The sequence below is a fragment of the Mycobacterium sp. NTMscope_MAC_12 genome, from assembly GCF_976985675.1.
The window spans coordinates 3977171-3993310 of sequence record NZ_CDRJYY010000001.1; the positions used below are offsets into that span (position 1 = coordinate 3977171).

The 16140-nt window shown below is 65.1% G+C and carries 16 protein-coding genes and 1 other RNA gene; 5 read left to right on the forward strand and 12 right to left on the reverse strand.

Going from position 1 to position 16140, the window contains the following annotated elements:
* Nucleotides 1-116: 116 nt before the first annotated feature.
* The 11 genes from ssrA to prfB form a co-directional block, all read right to left on the reverse strand.
* Nucleotides 117-484, reverse strand: a transfer-messenger RNA (tmRNA) gene (ssrA, locus tag AC0KS4_RS18330).
* An 88-nt stretch (nucleotides 485-572) separates the two neighbouring features.
* Nucleotides 573-1418 carry a maleylpyruvate isomerase family mycothiol-dependent enzyme gene (locus tag AC0KS4_RS18335; RefSeq protein WP_225326431.1) on the reverse strand — a complete coding sequence of 282 codons (846 nt, stop codon included), beginning with the start codon at nucleotides 1416-1418 and terminating at the stop codon, nucleotides 573-575.
* A 19-nt stretch (nucleotides 1419-1437) separates the two neighbouring features.
* Nucleotides 1438-2475 carry a tetratricopeptide repeat protein gene (locus AC0KS4_RS18340; protein WP_238956597.1) on the reverse strand — a complete coding sequence of 346 codons (1038 nt, stop codon included), beginning with the start codon at nucleotides 2473-2475 and terminating at the stop codon, nucleotides 1438-1440.
* 6 nt (nucleotides 2476-2481) lie between these two features.
* The gene (locus AC0KS4_RS18345; protein ID WP_238956598.1) at nucleotides 2482-3729 is read right to left on the reverse strand and encodes an AAA family ATPase; all 1248 of its coding nucleotides are present in this window, start codon (nucleotides 3727-3729) and stop codon (nucleotides 2482-2484) included.
* A gap of 61 nt (nucleotides 3730-3790) precedes the next feature.
* Complete coding sequence (locus tag AC0KS4_RS18350; protein ID WP_238957357.1) at nucleotides 3791-4534, reverse strand: DMT family transporter; 744 nt, start codon at nucleotides 4532-4534, stop codon at nucleotides 3791-3793.
* Between the two features lie 95 nt (nucleotides 4535-4629).
* Nucleotides 4630-5139, reverse strand: coding sequence for an SsrA-binding protein SmpB (gene smpB, locus AC0KS4_RS18355; RefSeq protein ID WP_225326428.1), 510 nt, complete (start codon nucleotides 5137-5139; stop codon nucleotides 4630-4632).
* A gap of 2 nt (nucleotides 5140-5141) precedes the next feature.
* Entirely contained in the window at nucleotides 5142-6035 is an 894-nt protein-coding gene (gene ftsX, locus AC0KS4_RS18360) for a permease-like cell division protein FtsX (protein WP_225326427.1), read from the reverse strand.
* Nucleotides 6036-6725, reverse strand: coding sequence for a cell division ATP-binding protein FtsE (ftsE, locus tag AC0KS4_RS18365; RefSeq protein ID WP_225326576.1), 690 nt, complete (start codon nucleotides 6723-6725; stop codon nucleotides 6036-6038).
* Between the two features lie 43 nt (nucleotides 6726-6768).
* On the reverse strand, nucleotides 6769-7257 hold the full coding sequence (locus AC0KS4_RS18370; RefSeq protein ID WP_238956599.1) for a hypothetical protein: 489 nt from the start codon (nucleotides 7255-7257) through the stop codon (nucleotides 6769-6771).
* Nucleotides 7254-8240, reverse strand: a complete 987-nt coding sequence (locus AC0KS4_RS18375) for a mechanosensitive ion channel family protein (RefSeq protein WP_225326425.1) — start codon at nucleotides 8238-8240, stop codon at nucleotides 7254-7256. The genes AC0KS4_RS18370 and AC0KS4_RS18375 overlap by 4 nt, the downstream gene beginning before the upstream one ends.
* Nucleotides 8230-9342, reverse strand: a complete 1113-nt coding sequence (gene prfB, locus AC0KS4_RS18380) for a peptide chain release factor 2 (RefSeq protein WP_225326424.1) — start codon at nucleotides 9340-9342, stop codon at nucleotides 8230-8232. The genes AC0KS4_RS18375 and prfB overlap by 11 nt, the downstream gene beginning before the upstream one ends.
* Before the next feature lie 161 nt (nucleotides 9343-9503).
* Here prfB and AC0KS4_RS18385 point away from each other — a divergent pair, with 161 nt between their 5' ends.
* Both AC0KS4_RS18385 and AC0KS4_RS18390 read left to right on the forward strand, forming a co-directional pair.
* Entirely contained in the window at nucleotides 9504-10871 is a 1368-nt protein-coding gene (locus AC0KS4_RS18385) for an FAD-dependent oxidoreductase (RefSeq protein ID WP_238956600.1), read from the forward strand.
* Nucleotides 10872-10918: 47 nt separating this feature from the next.
* Nucleotides 10919-11335: a pyridoxamine 5'-phosphate oxidase family protein gene (locus tag AC0KS4_RS18390; protein WP_238956601.1), complete on the forward strand. Its 417-nt coding sequence runs from the start codon at nucleotides 10919-10921 to the stop codon at nucleotides 11333-11335.
* A gap of 42 nt (nucleotides 11336-11377) precedes the next feature.
* Here the strand turns inward: AC0KS4_RS18390 and AC0KS4_RS18395 are convergent, their stop codons facing one another.
* Nucleotides 11378-11683, reverse strand: a complete 306-nt coding sequence (locus AC0KS4_RS18395; protein ID WP_472408523.1) for a hypothetical protein — start codon at nucleotides 11681-11683, stop codon at nucleotides 11378-11380.
* A gap of 331 nt (nucleotides 11684-12014) precedes the next feature.
* Here AC0KS4_RS18395 and AC0KS4_RS18400 point away from each other — a divergent pair, with 331 nt between their 5' ends.
* Genes AC0KS4_RS18400 through AC0KS4_RS18410 form a run of 3 tightly spaced genes read left to right on the forward strand, consistent with a single transcriptional unit; the run spans nucleotide 12015 to nucleotide 15760 of the window.
* Nucleotides 12015-14336 carry a nitric-oxide reductase large subunit gene (locus AC0KS4_RS18400; RefSeq protein WP_238956603.1) on the forward strand — a complete coding sequence of 774 codons (2322 nt, stop codon included), beginning with the start codon at nucleotides 12015-12017 and terminating at the stop codon, nucleotides 14334-14336.
* Between the two features lie 3 nt (nucleotides 14337-14339).
* Nucleotides 14340-14966, forward strand: coding sequence for a hypothetical protein (locus AC0KS4_RS18405; protein ID WP_225326420.1), 627 nt, complete (start codon nucleotides 14340-14342; stop codon nucleotides 14964-14966).
* Nucleotides 14963-15760, forward strand: a complete 798-nt coding sequence (locus AC0KS4_RS18410; protein ID WP_238956604.1) for a slipin family protein — start codon at nucleotides 14963-14965, stop codon at nucleotides 15758-15760. The genes AC0KS4_RS18405 and AC0KS4_RS18410 overlap by 4 nt, the downstream gene beginning before the upstream one ends.
* Nucleotides 15761-16140: the final 380 nt, after the last annotated feature.

The following is a 16140-nucleotide window of genomic DNA, read 5'->3' on the forward strand; positions in this document are numbered from 1 at the left end:
CCGAACCTTGTAAACCGCGAACGGCTTAAGCGCTACGACCTGTGCCGAAATGTGCCTACAAAGAAAGCAGGCCCGAGAGAATACTCGCTCTGGCCTGCTAACTAGTAGATCTTCAGTTGTGGAGCTGCCGGGAATCGAACCCGGGTCCTACGGCATTCCCTCAAGACTTCTCCGTGCGCAGTTCGCTATGCCTCTACTCGGATCTCCCGGTCACGCGAACAAGCCGAGATGACGATCCCAGTCGCTGTTGGTGTCCCGATAAGTCCCGCGACCGGACTCATCGGTGGATCCCTCTAGCTGACGCCAGGCTCCGGGTCGAGGGCTTTCCCGGTCTGACGGACTAGCTGTCGCTTAGGCAGCGAGAGCGTAGTCGCGCTGATGTGAATCGGCGCTTATCTGTTTGCAACGACGCTTACGGTGGTCGGTTGCCTGCACCGGCACGCTTCCCTTGATTCGATGCGCGAAGTCGAAACCGTTCAGCCCCTCGCATCCCGCCGACTTTCGGCAGGAATATCAATGGTACCCGCCTACCAACCAGCGGCAACGGGATTATCTTCCCCGCCGGGCTGCGATCAGATCACAAAGTTGAGGTGCTCGACGATCTGCGTGGCGACGTCCTGGTCGCCGCCGAGTTCGACGTCCTGGGCGCGCGCCGGGCACATCGGGCGCCCGCCGGCGAGCCTGGTGAACTGCAGCCCGTCCAGCCGGATTGTCGTGGTGGGTTCCTGTCCCGCGAAGTCGTCGACGACGGCGGCGCGGCCGTCGACGCTGACCCGGATGGTGCGGGCCAGCGGGCCGGTCAGCTCGAACTGGACGCGCGAACCCTCGGGAGCCTTGGCCAGCCTGCCCACGACGTAGCCCATCGTGGCGGCGATCTCGTCGACGGCCAGCGATGCAGCGGGGCCGGCGAGCTCGTCGTCGGTGGGCGGGCGCTCCAAGGCCACGCGGATGTCTTGCTCGTGCATCCAGCAGTCGAACACCCGGATCCGCATGAATCGGCCGTAGGTGTCCGGCCCCGTGGGAGTCGCCGTCACCGCGTCCCACTCCTCATCGGACAGGGCCGTCAGGGCCGCGCGCCGGTCGTCGGTGATCGCCCTGAAGCTTTCCAGCACATCGGCGTCCGCGTGCGCGCCCAGATGGCGAACCCAGCACTCGTTCATCGCCCCGATGTCGTTGCGCACGTGCTCCAGGGTCGAGACGTCGATATCCGGCTGGGGCGCGGCGATGCCGGCGAGGAAGGACTCGGTGCCGATCATGTGGGACACCAACGCTTTGACGTCCCAGCCCGGCAGCGGACTCGCGGCCCGCCATTGCGCCTCGGACAACCCGGCCAACAGCGCGTCGAGGTCATCCCAGACGGTGAACAGACCGGAGAGCACGGCGGACTTGTCGAGCTTGGTGACGGGGCGATCGGCCATGGCCAGGATCGTAAGCTGCCTACTTCCTGATGAAGAGACCGATCCGCATTATTACCAGGGCTGCGACGGCCAGCATACCCCCCACGGCGATCATCCCTGGGGGCCACGGACAAACGGTGACCCATGCCCCCGCGACGACCACTACGCCTGCATGGGCGAGGCGAAGCGCGACGAAGTACTGCTCGCGCAGGACCGCAATGAACACTTGACGCGGGATCGCGCGGAGCAACCACCGCAGCACGGCGACCAAGATCGCGGTGAGCAGTCCGACCAGCACTCGCAACGCCGCAGTCGAGCGCCCTTCGTCGTAGACCCCTGCGGTGACGGCGAGGAGCACACTGAGAACACAGGCTCCAATAGTTACGAGGGTGAGCACTTTTCGGAGAACGACTCCGATATTCCTGCGGCTCAGCTCCCCGTACTCCGGATCGCTCCCCGCAGCGCCGAGGAACCCTTGCAGTGCGCGTCCAAACTTGAAGTGCCCCAATCGATGAACGGCCAGGTCGTTCAGCGCCTCGGCATTCGCGGGATCCAGCTGCAGCGCCGCCCGATACGCAGCCTCGGACTCGTTCCGCAGGCCCATGTCATCCAGGATCGAGCCGCGCCGAATGAGCGCTTCGACGTTTTGCGGATCCAGCCGTAGCGCACGGTCGATGACGTCCAGCGCCGAGCGCAACTGCCGCGCCCTCTGCAACAACAACGCGTAAAGCCGCAGTGGTGCAGGTTCATTCGGATGAGAAGTGACCGCTCGCCACGCCATCCACAGGCCGTCATCACGGCGCCCCAAGCCGTAGAGCGACAGCGCATACAACCGCATTGCGAACTCGTTGTCGGGTGCGCCGGACAAGGCGGCATAGGCGCTGCGCGCGGCGGGCCAATAATTGCCAAGAGCGAGTTCGGCACGAGAGTAGGACGCGAGCAGGGCGGGGTCGTTGGGGTTTTGTGACAGTGACCGGCCCAGGATCTCACGCGCGCTTTCGTATTTTCTGGCGTCAATGTAGGCGTCTGCGACCCGGATGGCCTCGTCGATCCGCCCGAGTCCAGGCTCCGAAGTCATCGGAGGTCACCGAAACTTTTTGCGCCGCAGATACTTCGCCAGCTCGTCATAGGTACCGTCGTTGTTCGCGAATTCGACGACATTGCGGGCGGTCTCGAACCACGGCCCGGTACTTGGCCGGATCTGCGCGATGGCGGTGTCGATGTCGGCCATGGCCACCGGCCGAACCTGCCCGCTGCGCATCGAATCGGCCATCGCCAGTTGCGTGGCCGTCTCACAGACGTAGGCCAGGTCGGCACCCGAGAAATTTTCAGTCCGGTTGGCGATCGACTTGAGATCGATGCCCGCGATGGGCCGATCTTGCAGGTGTGAACGCACGATCCCGGCCCTCGCCCCGGTGTCGGGTAGGCCGACGAAGATCATCCGATCGAATCGGCCGGGCCGCCGTAAAGCGGGATCGACATCCCAGGGCGCGTTGGTGGCGCCGAGGACATACACCCCGTCGTTGGCCGAGCCGGCCGAATCCATCTCCTCCAGCAGGGCGTTGACCACGGGGCGCATCCCGGAGCTACCACTCAGCGCGGAGCGCCGATGCCCCAGGGCGTCCACCTCATCGAAGAACAGGACGCAAGGTGCGTTGCGACGAGCGGTGTCGAAGACGGCGCGGATGCTGCGTTCGGATTCGCCAAACCAGTGGTGCAGGACGTCCGCGATTCCCACCTGATAGAAGCTCGCTCCCAGCTCACCAGAAACCGCTTTGGCGATGAAAGTTTTACCGCAACCCGGTGGCCCATACAGCAACAACCCGCCGCGCGCGGATACCTTGAACGCCTTCATCAGCTCGGGGTTGCGGATCGGGCCGAGCAACGAGAGGTCCAGCTGGCGTTTGACTTCATCCATGCCCGCGACATCGTCCAGCCGGACACGAACGCGCTGCACCACGTCGAAGTCGTCCTCGTTGACCACGTCAGGAGGTTGCTCGACGAATGCGGGCTCGATGATGTCGGCGACTTCCTGTTCGGCGCTCGACCAGTCGAAGCCCTCGTTGGCGGCAGGCTGTTCCGCAACCGGTGCCGACGCTTCGGTCGGTGGCGCCGCCAGCGCCGCGCTGCACCGCTGCAGGAGGGCCAGCGCGTTCGCGTTGCCCGGCTCCTGCGTCAATGCCGTGCTGCAATGGCCCAGCGCCTCGGCATAGCGGCCTTTGTCCGCGAGCAAGCCGGCCAGATGCATCCGCAGCTCGATCACATCGGGGCTCTTGTCCACCGCGTTCGACAGCTCTCGAATGACAGGGTCCTCGGTATCAAACGCGGCCAACGTCGTCTCCCCGGGCGGTGATATGTGCCAACGGCCCAATATTAGGCCGCATCACAACCGTCTACGCCGAGGCGATCATGGCCACGGACCCCATGGCGAGCACCATGCCGATCCCCTGCCAGCGGGTCACCCGCTCGCGCAGCACGACCATCGCCAGGACGACCGTCGCCGCCGGATACAGCGAGATCAGGATGCTGGCCAACGACAGCAGCCAGGTGTGCAGGGCCGCCAGCATGGTGATGTTGGCGAAAATGTCCAGCACGGCGACGGCCACCGCCAACCGCAGCGGCTTACCGCGTGGCATCTTCAGGTTCTGGCTGGTTGCGGCCATCGCGAAGATCACCAGGCTGGCCGCCACCCGGGCGAAGAACAGCGGCCACAGCTTGCAGACGTGGGGCGCCTGATGCAGGAACACCAGGTTCAGTCCCATCGCCGAGCCCGCAACGACTGTGAGCCAGGCCACTTTCGGCGTGAACCGATACGGGGTGCCCTCGACGGGGGCCTCGCGGCTGACCAGCATGACCGCTCCCAGCGCCAGCACGACGCCCACCAGGGCCGCCTGCCCCGGCCGCTCCCCCAACGCCATACCGACCGCGACGGGCACCGCGGCGTTCAGCACGGCGGCCAACGGTGAGACGACCGAGATCGGTCCCGAACCCAGCGCCGCGAAGAACGCCCACATGCCGAAGGCCATGCCGATTCCGTACAGGGTTCCCCACACAACGGCACCGACATGAATAGGGCCACCGACGAAGATGGCCATCGCGCCCAGCAACACGGTCTCGATCGGATAGGCGACCAGCATGACGCGCAGCGCGGCCACCCGCCGAGCTGCGACACCGCCCACAAAATCGCTGACACCGTACGTAACGGCCGACAGCTGGGCGTAAGCGGCGCCGATCAGGTCATGCCCTTTGCTCGGCGCCCAAGTTCACGAACCACTTCGCGCTGCGCATCGCGCTGGGCCAGGTCCTGGCGTTTGTCGTAAGCCCTTTTGCCGCGCGCAAGGGCCAGTTCGACCTTGACCTTGCCCTCGGAGAAATACAGAGACAGCGGCATCAAGGCGAGGTTACCATCTCGAATCTTGCCGACCAGCCTGTCGATTTGTTGCCGATGTAACAACAACTTTCGGTTGCGCCGCGGATCATGATTGGTCCAGCTACCGTGCTGATACTCGGCAATGTACAAGTTGCGCAACCAAACTTCGCCGTCGTCGATCGTTGCGAACGCGTCAGCTAACGAGGCCTGGCCTTCGCGCAGGCTTTTGACCTCGGTGCCTTGCAACGCCACCCCGGCCTCGAACGTTTCGATGATCGAATAGTTGTGCCGCGCTTTACGATTGGTGGCCACAACTTGTTTGCTGCCGCCTTTGCCGCCCGCCGCCTTCGCCCGGCCGGATCCCTTGACCACAGCTACCGCCGGATATAGAGGCGCAAGGTCGCGTACGACGTCAGGGCCGCCATCGACACACCGAGCAGAAACAGCCACGGCGAGATATAGAGGATGTCGGCGTAGTCGACCTTGGCGATCAAGTGGGCTTGGTAGAACTGGCTCAGCGCGTTGTCCAGGAACAACGCCCGCACCAGCATCAGGCCGATGACCGCGATGGCGACACCGATGGACGCGGCCAGCATCGCCTCCACCAGGAAGGGCAACTGGGTGTACCACCGGCTGGCGCCCACCAGTCGCATGATCCCGATCTCGGTGCGGCGGGTGTAGGCCGCGACCTGCACCATGTTGGCAATCAACAGGATTGCCCCGACGGCCTGCACCAGCGCGACGGCGAACGCGGCATCCCGCAACCCGTCCAGCACCGCGAACAGCCGGTCGATGAGATCTTTTTCGTTGAGGATGCTGCGCACGCCGGGCTGCCCCTGCATCGCGGCATCGAATTCCGCATGCTGTTCGGGATTGTTCAGCTTGACGATGAACGATGCGGGAAACGAGTCCTTCCCCGCGACATCCTTGAACTCCGGGAACTTCTTGATGGCGTCGTTGTAGGCGTCCTGCCGGTTGACGAACCGCACCGACTTGACGTCCTGTCGCGCATCGACCTTGTCGCGCAGCGCCTTACACGGAGCGGACACGCATGTCGCGTCGTTCGCCGAGATGTCGTCGGTAAGGAAGACCTGCGTCTCGACGCGGTCGAGATAGATCTCCCGGGAATTGTCGGCCAGCCGGACCACCAGCAGACCGCCGCCGAACAGCCCGATCGAGATGGCGGTCGTCAGGATCATCGCGGCCGTCATCGTGACGTTGCGGCGAAGCCCGGTCAGAACCTCATTGAGCAGGAAGCCAAAGCGCACTTAGCGGTCCATCCCGTAGATGCCGCGCTGCTCGTCGCGCACCAGCCTGCCCAACGACAGCTCAACGACGCGCTGGCGCATCGAGTCGACGATGTGATGGTCGTGCGTCGCCATCAACACCGTCGTCCCCGTGCGGTTGATCCGCTCCAACAAATCCATGATGTCCTTACTGGTATCTGGGTCGAGGTTGCCCGTCGGCTCGTCCGCCAGCAGTACCAGCGGCCGGTTGACGAACGCGCGGGCGATCGCCACCCGCTGCTGTTCACCACCGGACAACTCGTGGGGCAGCCGATTGGCCTTGCCGGACAGGCCGACGGTTTCGAGCACGTCGGGCACCACCCGGTTGATCGCCTCGGTTCGTTTGCCGATCACCTCCAGGGCGAACGCGACGTTCTCATAGACCGTCTTCTGCTGCAGCAGGCGGAAGTCCTGGAAAACGCAGCCGATGACCTGGCGCAGCCGCGGGATGTGCCGGCCGCGCAGCTTGTTGACGTGGAACTTTGACACCCGGACATCGCCGGCCGACGGCGTTTCCGCGCCCAGCAGCAGGCGCATGAACGTCGACTTGCCCGAGCCCGACGGCCCGATCAGGAAGACGAATTCACCCTTGTCGATCTTGACGTTGACGTCTTCCAGCGCCGGGCGCGCCGACGCTTTGTACTTCTTGCTGACGTGGTCCAGGGTGATCATCACGGCACGCCAGTGTAGCGGTGATCTTCGCTGGCAGGCGAAGTCAACGGGCCGGGGGCGGCGTAGTGGGGGTCGGTCCGGGACCAGGCTGCGGTTGCTCGGGCGTCGGCGTGGGGGGCGTCGTGCTGGGCGGGCAGAACGGCGCCGGGAGTATGCACGGCAGCTGCGGCATCTGGAACGGCGGCGTAGTGGTGGTCGTGGTCACCGGGGGCGGCGGCGGTGGTGGAGGCGGCGGCGTGGTCGTCGGGGTCGGCGTGTAGGTGACGGTGGCCGGCGGCTGCTGCAGGCGGCTGCGCGGCACCCACGTGTAGTTGGGGTCGGGCACGAACCCCGGCGGCACCACTTGCTGGGCCGGTGGCTTGGGCGCCGACTCCGGGCGGTAGGTGTCGTAGGTCCACCACACCGCGAAGAAGACGATGATCAGCACGAGGGTCGACGTGCGCATCCGCCCGCCGAAGACGTAATTCGGCCAGCGATTGTCGGCATCCGTGTCGTCGCCGCGCTTCTCGAGGATGTTCAGGGTGAACTTCAACGCTTGTGCCCCGCACCTTGGATTTCATCGTCGGTTTGCTGTTCGGCGGCCTGGGCGGCCGGGACGGAGGGGTCCTCGACGAGCCCCACCCGCGCGTCCGCCGCCGTCACGATTCCGACGCGGGCCAGCGCCCTGATGACCAGGACGCGCAGCTGCCGGCCGACCTCGAACTGCTTGCCGGGCAAGGTCCGGGCCACCAGACGCAGCGTGACGGTGTCGACCGCGATGCTTTCGACACCCATCACGGTGGGCGCATCCAACAGCAATTCCCCCAGCACGGGGTTGTCCATCGCGCGGTCGCATTCCTGGTGTAGGACGTCGTTGACCCTGTTCAGGTCGGCGCTGGTCGACACCGGGATGTCCACCACCGCGCGCGCCCAATCCTTGGACAGGTTGACCACCTTGACGATCTGCCCATTCGGAATGGTCAACACCTCGCCATCCGGCGAGCGCAGCCGGGTCACTCGCAACGTCACGTTCTCGACCGTGCCGCTGGCCTCCGTGGCGGCAACGACGGTGAGGGTGACGAGATCCCCGAAGCCGTACTGCCTCTCCATCAGGATGAAGAAGCCGGACAGCAGGTCTTTCACCAACTGCTGGGCGCCGAAACCCAGCGCGGCGCCGACCACGGTGGCCGGCGCGACCAGTCCCCCCACCGAAAACTGCAGCACGTCGGCGATCTGCATCATGACCCAGATGCCGATGATGACGATTGACACCCAGGAGATCACCGACGCCACGGCTTGGCGGTGCTTGGAGGCTTCCGAGCGCACCAGCGCGTCGCTTTCGGCGAAGCCGAGGTTGAGCTGGCGGGTCACCTGCTGCGCCACCCAGTTGACGAACCGGGCCGCCAGCACCGCGGCGATCAGCACCATGGCGATCCGCAGACCCCTGGTGATGATCCACTCGCCGATCTCGCCCCGCCAGAAGTCGTGCCAGCGGTGCGTCATCGAGGCCGCGAGAATACTTGTGTTATTCGTCATCTTTTCGGTTGCGCCAACGGATTCCCGCTTCCAGGAATCCGTCGATGTCTCCATCCAGGACGGCCGCAGGGTTGCCGACCTCGTATTCGGTCCGCAGATCCTTGACCATCTGATAGGGGTGCAGCACGTAGGAGCGCATCTGGTTGCCCCACGAACTGCCACCTTCGCCTTTTAACGCGTCCAGTTCGGCGCGTTCTTCAGATCTCTTGCGCTCCAACAATTTTGCCTGAAGCACTCGCATCGCCGAGATCTTGTTCTGCAACTGCGATTTTTCGTTCTGGCAAGTTACGACGATACCCGTTGGGATGTGGGTTAAACGTACCGCGGAGTCGGTGGTGTTCACCGATTGGCCGCCGGGGCCACTCGAGCGGTAAACGTCAACGCGCACATCGCCTTCCGGAATGTCGATGTGATCGGTGGTCTCCACCACCGGCAGCACCTCGACTTCGGCGAACGAGGTCTGACGCCGGCTCTGGTTGTCAAATGGGCTGATTCGCACCAGCCGATGCGTACCCTGCTCCACCGACAGCGTGCCGTAGGCGAACGGCGCATGCACGGCGAACGTCGCGCTCTTGATGCCGGCCTCTTCGGCGTAGGAGGTGTCGAACAGCTCGACGGGATACTTGTGCTGCTCGGCCCACCGGATGTACATCCGCATCAGCATCTCGGCCCAGTCGGCGGCGTCCACCCCACCGGCCCCGGAGCGGATCGTGACCAGCGCCTCACGCTCGTCGTACTCGCCCGAGAGCAGGGTGCGCACCTCGGTGGCCTCGATCTCGGCCTGCAACGCCTTCAGCTCGGCGTCGGCCTCGACGAGCGCGTCAGCGGCGCCTTCGCCCTCCTCGGCGGCCAGCTCGTAGAGCACCGGCAGATCGTCCAGCCGCCCCCGCAGCTCTTCGATCCGGCGTAGTTCGCCCTGCGCGTGAGACAACTCGCTGGTCACCCGCTGGGCGCGGGCTTGGTCGTCCCACAACTGAGGATCGGACGCCTCGTGTTCGAGCTTCTCGATGCGGGCGCGCAGACCGTCCACATCGAGCACCCGCTCCACCGTGGTCAGGGTGGAGTCGAGGGCGGCGATGTCGGCTTGACGGTCGGGTTCCACAGCCGACAACGTTACCGGGGGCCTCCAACCTGCTCGGCCACCGGCGAGTGCTGAGGTCACGACCAGCGGTCATGCGTTTAGAGTCGAGTCACGATCATGTGCCCTGCTCGCGCGCGACAGCCCCTCTGCGCGCTGAACCGGGCCCGAATAGAAGGTCGAGAATGCGCCCATACCACGTTGCAATCGTCGGCTCCGGACCGTCGGGGTTTTTCGCCGCGTCATCCTTGCTGAAGGCGGCCGACGGATCCGAGGACATCGATGTCGCCGTCGACATGCTCGAGATGCTTCCCACCCCGTGGGGGCTGGTGCGCTCCGGCGTCGCCCCCGACCACCCGAAGATCAAGTCGATCAGTAAGCAATTCGAGAAGACGGCCCAAGACCCGCGCTTCCGTTTCTTCGGCAACATCGCAGTCGGCGAGCACGTGCAAGCCAGTGAGCTGGCCGAGCGCTACGACGCCGTCGTCTATGCCGTCGGGGCGCAGTCCGACCGCGCGCTGAACATTCCCGGCGAGGAGCTGGATGGCAGCATCGCCGCGGTCGATTTCGTGGGCTGGTACAACGCGCACCCGAACTTCGAGGAGGCCACGCCCGACCTGTCGGGCGCGCGGGCCGTGATCGTCGGCAACGGCAACGTCGCCCTCGACGTCGCGCGCATCCTGGTCACCGATCCCGACGTGCTGGGCCAGACCGACATCGCCGACCACGCGCTGGAGTCGTTGCGGCCGTGCGGAGTCGACGAAGTGGTGGTCATCGGTCGGCGTGGGCCGCTGCAGACCGCCTTCACCACGCTCGAACTTCGCGAGCTGGGCGAGCTGGAGAACGTCGACGTGATCGTCGATCCGGCCCAGCTCGAAGGCGTGAGCGACGAGGATGCCGCCGCTGCCGGCAAGACGGCCAAGCAGAACATCAATGTGCTGCGTGATTACGCGAAGCGCCCCCCGCGCCCGGGGCATCGCCGGATCGTGCTGCGCTTCATGACCTCGCCGATCGAGATCAAAGGCGAGGGCCGGGTGGAACGGATCGTGCTCGGCCGCAACGAGCTGACCACCGACGCCGACGGGCGGGTTTCCGCCAGCGACACCGGCGAGCGCGAGGAGCTGCCGGTCCAGCTGGTGGTGCGCTCGGTCGGTTACCGCGGCGTGCCCACCCCTGGGCTGCCGTTCGACGAGAAGACCGCGACGATCCCCAATAGTGGTGGCCGGGTCGACGGGAGCCGCAACGAATACGTGGTCGGGTGGATCAAGCGCGGGCCGACCGGCGTCATCGGCACCAACAAGAAGGACTCCCAGGACACCGTGGACACGCTGCTCGCCGACCTGGCCCGCGGCGACGACAGTGGTCTGGCGGATTTCCCGGACAACCACGCGGACCGGCTGGCGGACTGGCTGGCATCGCGCCAACCCAAACTGGTCACCTCGGCGCACTGGGAGCTCATCGACGCTCATGAGCGGGCGGCCGGGGAGCCGCACGGGCGCCCCCGCATCAAGCTGCCGAGTTTGGCCAAGTTGCTTCGGGTCAGCCACGGTTAGATCGCCGGCCCTACTCAACGCCGGCAATTCTCCGTAGCGTTGGGGTCGTGCGTAGCGACGAACCGGTGAGCGTGCTTACTGAAGACGAGAACTGGAATCTGTTGGGCAGCGTGACGCTGGGCCGGCTTGTCACCAACTTCGCCGGTGAGCCCGAGATCTTTCCGGTCAACTTCGTGGCGCAAGACCGGACCGTGCTGTTCCGGACCGCCGAGGGCACCAAGTTGTTCTCGGCCGTGGCGAACCACGCGGTGGTTTTCGAGGTGGACGACCACAACCTCGTCGAGGGCTGGAGTGTCATCGTCCGCGGTCGCGCTCGGCTGCTGAAAACCGACGCGGACATTCACAAGGCCGACCGCGCGCAGTTACTGCCCTGGACAGCCATACCCAAGCCGCACTATGTGCGGATCACCCCGACCGAAGTCACCGGCCGTCATTTCCGGTTCGGTCCGGAGCCCGAATCATAGGTTGCCGCAGCGGATCGCGAGCACGCAGTGCCCCGCGCCGGCTTAGATCGACACCGCTCGCAGTGCGGCGCCGCGCAGCCCCGCTTCCTCGAACGCACGCCGCAACACCGTGCCGTTGTCCACTTCGACGACAACGCTGCTGACCTGCGCGGTGCAGACCGTGACCGCCGACCTCGATCTCGGCCAGCTTGAAACCCGTTTTGCCCCAAGGGATGTCCGTTTTCTACCTTGACCGGTTCGCCGGCGGGCATCGACGGCCCGATGCGCGTCGGCCAACGCGGCGTGCGGATCGATGACGCAGACCAGTCGCAGCGGGATGTCGCGGCTGACCGCCTCTCGATCGCCCACACCGCCGCATGAGGTGTCCGCCCGGGATCCGTCGACTCCTACGACAATTGCCGGAGCTGGATATATGTTGCTCATCGCGACTTCCTCCGTTGAGCCATCGGGCATTCGCTACACCATTCGCCCTTAGGCTATTGCCCGTAAACCGCTCTCCCCCAGAAGAATTGGGTCCAGAAATAGGCGCCATGGGACCCTATTGGCCGCGAAACTCCGGGAATTGACTGTTGCCATCGCGACGCCGGCAACCGAATACTGGGTGCGGACGAAAACCGGGTTTGTTTGACATGGGAGACAGCGGGCACCACAGCCATCACCGAGACGGGAGACCTCGCGCATGACCGCTCAACCGACATCCGCCCAACAGCCATCGTCTCAACCCCTGGTCGGTAAAGGCTGGGTCCAGGGCGTCGCCCTCGTCATGATCTTCGGCTTCTTGGTGATGGGCATTCTGGCCTACCGCACCTATTCGGCGTCGATGCCGATGCCGGACAAAGTCGTCAGCGAATCCGGTCAGTTGCTGTTCACCGGCGAGGACATCACCCGTGGCCAGGAGCTCTACCAGGCGCGCGGGCTGATGGAATACGGCTCGGTGCTGGGCCACGGCGCCTACCTGGGGCCTGACTACACCGCCGAATATCTGCGCGCGGCGACGCAGGACGTCACCGATCAACTGCGAGCGCAGGGTGTCACCGATCCGCATGATCGGGTGGTCACCGAGTTCCGCACCAACCGCTACAACCCGGCCACCAAGACGTTGGTGTTCACCGATCGCCAGGCCGCGGCCTTCGACCACATTCAGAGCCGGTATGCCGCGTACTTCGGGGAGAACTCGACGAAATACGGCCTGCTGCCCCACATGATCACCGACAAGGCGCAAATCCGTGACCTGACGGGGTTCTTCGCCTGGACGGCGTGGGCCGCGGCGGCCGAGCGCCCGGGGCATAAGTACTCCTACACCAACAACTGGCCCGCCGAGCCACGAGTCGACAACGGCCCCACCGCCTCGGTGATCGTCTGGTCGGCGCTGTCGCTGATCGCCTTGCTGGGTGGCATCGGCGTGATGTTCGCCGTGTACGGCCGGTGGAGCCAGAAGGTGGGTTGGCACAGCGCCGAGTCGTCCACCCTGTCCTTCCGTCAGCCCGGCGAAGTGGGCCTGACGCCGGCGCAGCGCGCCTGCATCTGGTTCTTCGCCGTCGTCTCAGTGCTGTTCCTGGCGCAAACGCTGCTGGGCGCGGCCGCCGAGCACTACCGGGCCGACTTGTCCACGTTCTTCGGCTTGGACCTGGCCCGGATATTGCCCTACAACCTGGCCCGCACTTGGCATCTGCAGCTGGCGCTGTTCTGGACCGCGGCGGCGTTTCTCGCCGGCGGCATCTTCCTGGTGCCGTTCATCGCGCGCCGGGAGCCCAAACGACAGGCCCTGCTGGCCTACGTGTTGCTCGGTGCGGTGGCGCTGGTGGTGTTCGGCTCGCTGATCACCGAGGCGCTGTCCATCTACGGCGTGATCCCCCCCGGCGGGCTCTTCTCCCAGCAGTGGGAATACCTCGACCTGCCGCGTCTGTGGCAGATCCTGCTGATTATCGGGATGTTCGTGTGGATCGCGATCATCTGGCGCGGCATGCGCGCGCGGCTCAAGGGCGAATCGAAGATGAACATGCCCTGGCTGTTCTTCTTCTCCGGGCTGGCGATCCCCGTGTTTTACACCGTGGGCCTGCTGGCCGGCAGCGGCACTCACTACACCGTCGCCGACTTCTGGCGGTTCTGGGTGGTGCACCTGTGGGTCGAGGACTTCCTCGAGCTGTTCACCACCGTGATGGTGGCCTACATGTTCGTGCTGCTGGGCGTGGTGCGCGAACGCATCGCGCTCGGGGTGATCTTCTTGGACGTCATCCTGTACTCCGCGGGCGGCGTCATCGGCACCATGCACCACCTGTACTTCTCGGGCACGCCGGTGGAGCACATGGCGCTGGGCGCGTTCTTCTCGGCGGCCGAGGTGATTCCGTTGACCTTCCTGACCGTCGAGGCGTGGGCGTTCCTGCAGCTGGGGGCGCGTCAGCAGTCCGGCGACGCCAACCCCTTCCCGCATCGCTGGGCGGTCATGTTCCTTGTCGCGGTGGGCTTCTGGAACTTCCTGGGGGCGGGCATCTTCGGATTCCTGATCAACCTACCGGTGGTGTCGTACTACCAGATCGGCACCGCGCTGACGGCCAACCACGGACACGCGGCGATGATGGGTGTTTACGGCATGCTTGCCGTCGGCCTGGCCATGTTCGCGTTCCGGTATGTGATCCCGGCCGACAAATGGCCCGAGAAGCTGGCCCGAATTTCGTTCTGGGGATTGAATATCGGCTTGGCATGGATGGTGTTCGCCACCCTACTGCCGCTGGGTGTGCTGCAGCTTTTCCACTCGGTCAACGACGGTTACTTCGAAGCGCGATCGCTGGGCTACATCACCAAACCCGGCAATGCGGTGCTCGAATGGCTGCGGATGCCGGGCGACATCATCCTGATCGTCGGCGGTGTGCTGCCCTTCGTCTGGATCGCCTGGACCGCGCTGCGCAACTTCCGCTCGGGTACCACGCTGGAGGAAATGCCCGAACACCCGCTCTACACCGAGGCCGCGGCCGACGAGGCCCAAGTCCCGGTGAAGGACTGACCGATGACTGCTCCGGCGACCTCGGTATGGCTGATCGCCGGGTATTCCCTGGCCCTGTTGGCCGTCGGCTGGAGTTTCGACGTCATGGCACGACGGGCATCAGCGCACGCGGCGCGCTGGCGCACAGGGCAGTTCACCTACCGGCCCGACCATGACGCATGGATCTGCCCGCAGGACCATTGGCTGTGGCCGACGTCGTTCGATCCGAAGCATCGGGTCATGCGATATCGCGCATCACCGGTGGTCTGTAACAGCTGCCCCGTCAAATCCGGCTGCACCACGTCCGAGCACGGTCGCGAGATAAGCCGCGAGGTCGACCCGTGGCCGCATTCGGACGCCGGCCGGTTTCACCGCGGAATCGCCTGCTGCGTGGCCGCATTGGGGATCGTCTTACCGCTGGCCACATTGATCGCCAACCACTCGGCCGCGGACGCGCTGGTCCTGACGGCGACCGTGCTGCTCGTCGCGCTGCTCGGAGCACCGCTCGTCCGCCACCTGTGGAGCACTCCCTCCAACGCCCCCGAACACCTTCCGCACCGCACCGCGATCGAGGACCAGGTGGCCGCGGCGATCGACCGCTATTCCACGCACTGGGGCGGCTGGAAAAGCAAGGAGGACAATACGACATGACCACGCTGGTGATCGGCCTCATCGCCGCCGGGATCGTTGTGCTGGTGGTACTCGCGACCTGGTCGCTGGCGGTGCTACGTGAATACGAACGCGGTGTGGTGTTCCGGATGGGGCATGTACGTCCGCTGTACGCCCCGGGTCTGCGGCTCCTTATCCCGCTTCTGGACAAGATGATTCGCGTCGACCAACGCCTGGTCACGCTGACCATTCCGCCGCAGGAGGTGATCACCCGCGACAACGTGCCGGCCCGTGTCAACGCCGTCGTGATGTTCCAGGTGACCGATCCGCTGAAAGCGATTCTGGCGGTGGAGAATTACGCGGTCGCCACCTCGCAGATCGCGCAGACCACCCTGCGTTCGCTGCTGGGCCGGGCGGACCTGGACACGTTGCTCGCGCATCGCGAGGACCTCAACAGCGATCTGCGCACGATCATCGAGAAGCAGACCGAACCGTGGGGTGTTCAGGTCCGTGTCGTGGAGATCAAGGACGTCGAGATCCCCGAGTCGATGCAGCGGGCGATGGCCCGCGAGGCCGAGGCCGAACGCGAACGCCGCGCCAAGGTCATCAACGCGCGCGGCGAGCTGCAGGCCTCGGAGGAGCTGCGCGAGGCCGCCGAGACCCTCTCGAAGAGCCCGGCCTCGCTGCAGTTGCGGTACCTGCAGACGCTGCTGGAGCTGGGGGCGGATCAGAACTCGACCGTCGTCTTCCCCTTGCCGGTCGACATCATCACGCCGTTCCTGCGGAATCCGGAGATGCTGCGGGGCGTGGTCGACAATTTCAACCGCCGCGGATGACGACCGGTCCGACGCCGGAGTTAGCCCAAATATCAAGCGCGTCAATTACTTTCACTATTCAGCACGCGTAAATCAAGCGCCGAGTTTGGTTAACGGAGAGTGAACGTCAGGCAAATGCAATCTTAATTCTGCCTGGTCGGAGCCGGGAAATGAGCAAAAGCCCGCACGCGTCGGCGGCACCTGCGACCTTTGAAGAGCCCGAAAACCCGAAGGTCACTCGCGATGCCCTGTGCGAACGGTCCGCCCACTCGATAAGTACCGCGCTGCCCGCTAGGCACGCGCGGAGCGATCGTGTGCGGCCGTCCCATCCTCCGGCGCGAGCGTGAGCTTTGCCGGCTTGCAGAGCCGGTTTGGCAGCGGCCACCACCCACTTTGATCAA

Excerpts from the sequence above, each read along its gene's own strand:
- AC0KS4_RS18335 (WP_225326431.1), bottom strand. The coding sequence starts at position 1,418 with ATGGCCGATCGCCCCGTCACCAAGCTCGACAAGTCCGCCGTGCTCTCC.
- AC0KS4_RS18340 (WP_238956597.1), bottom strand. The coding sequence starts at position 2,475 with ATGACTTCGGAGCCTGGACTCGGGCGGATCGACGAGGCCATCCGGGTC.
- AC0KS4_RS18350 (WP_238957357.1), bottom strand. The coding sequence starts at position 4,534 with ATGCTGGTCGCCTATCCGATCGAGACCGTGTTGCTGGGCGCGATGGCC.
- ftsE (WP_225326576.1), bottom strand. The coding sequence starts at position 6,725 with ATGATCACCCTGGACCACGTCAGCAAGAAGTACAAAGCGTCGGCGCGC.
- AC0KS4_RS18375 (WP_225326425.1), bottom strand. The coding sequence starts at position 8,240 with ATGACGAATAACACAAGTATTCTCGCGGCCTCGATGACGCACCGCTGG.
- AC0KS4_RS18385 (WP_238956600.1), top strand. The coding sequence starts at position 9,504 with ATGCGCCCATACCACGTTGCAATCGTCGGCTCCGGACCGTCGGGGTTT.
- AC0KS4_RS18400 (WP_238956603.1), top strand. The coding sequence starts at position 12,015 with ATGACCGCTCAACCGACATCCGCCCAACAGCCATCGTCTCAACCCCTG.
- AC0KS4_RS18405 (WP_225326420.1), top strand. The coding sequence starts at position 14,340 with ATGACTGCTCCGGCGACCTCGGTATGGCTGATCGCCGGGTATTCCCTG.
- AC0KS4_RS18410 (WP_238956604.1), top strand. The coding sequence starts at position 14,963 with ATGACCACGCTGGTGATCGGCCTCATCGCCGCCGGGATCGTTGTGCTG.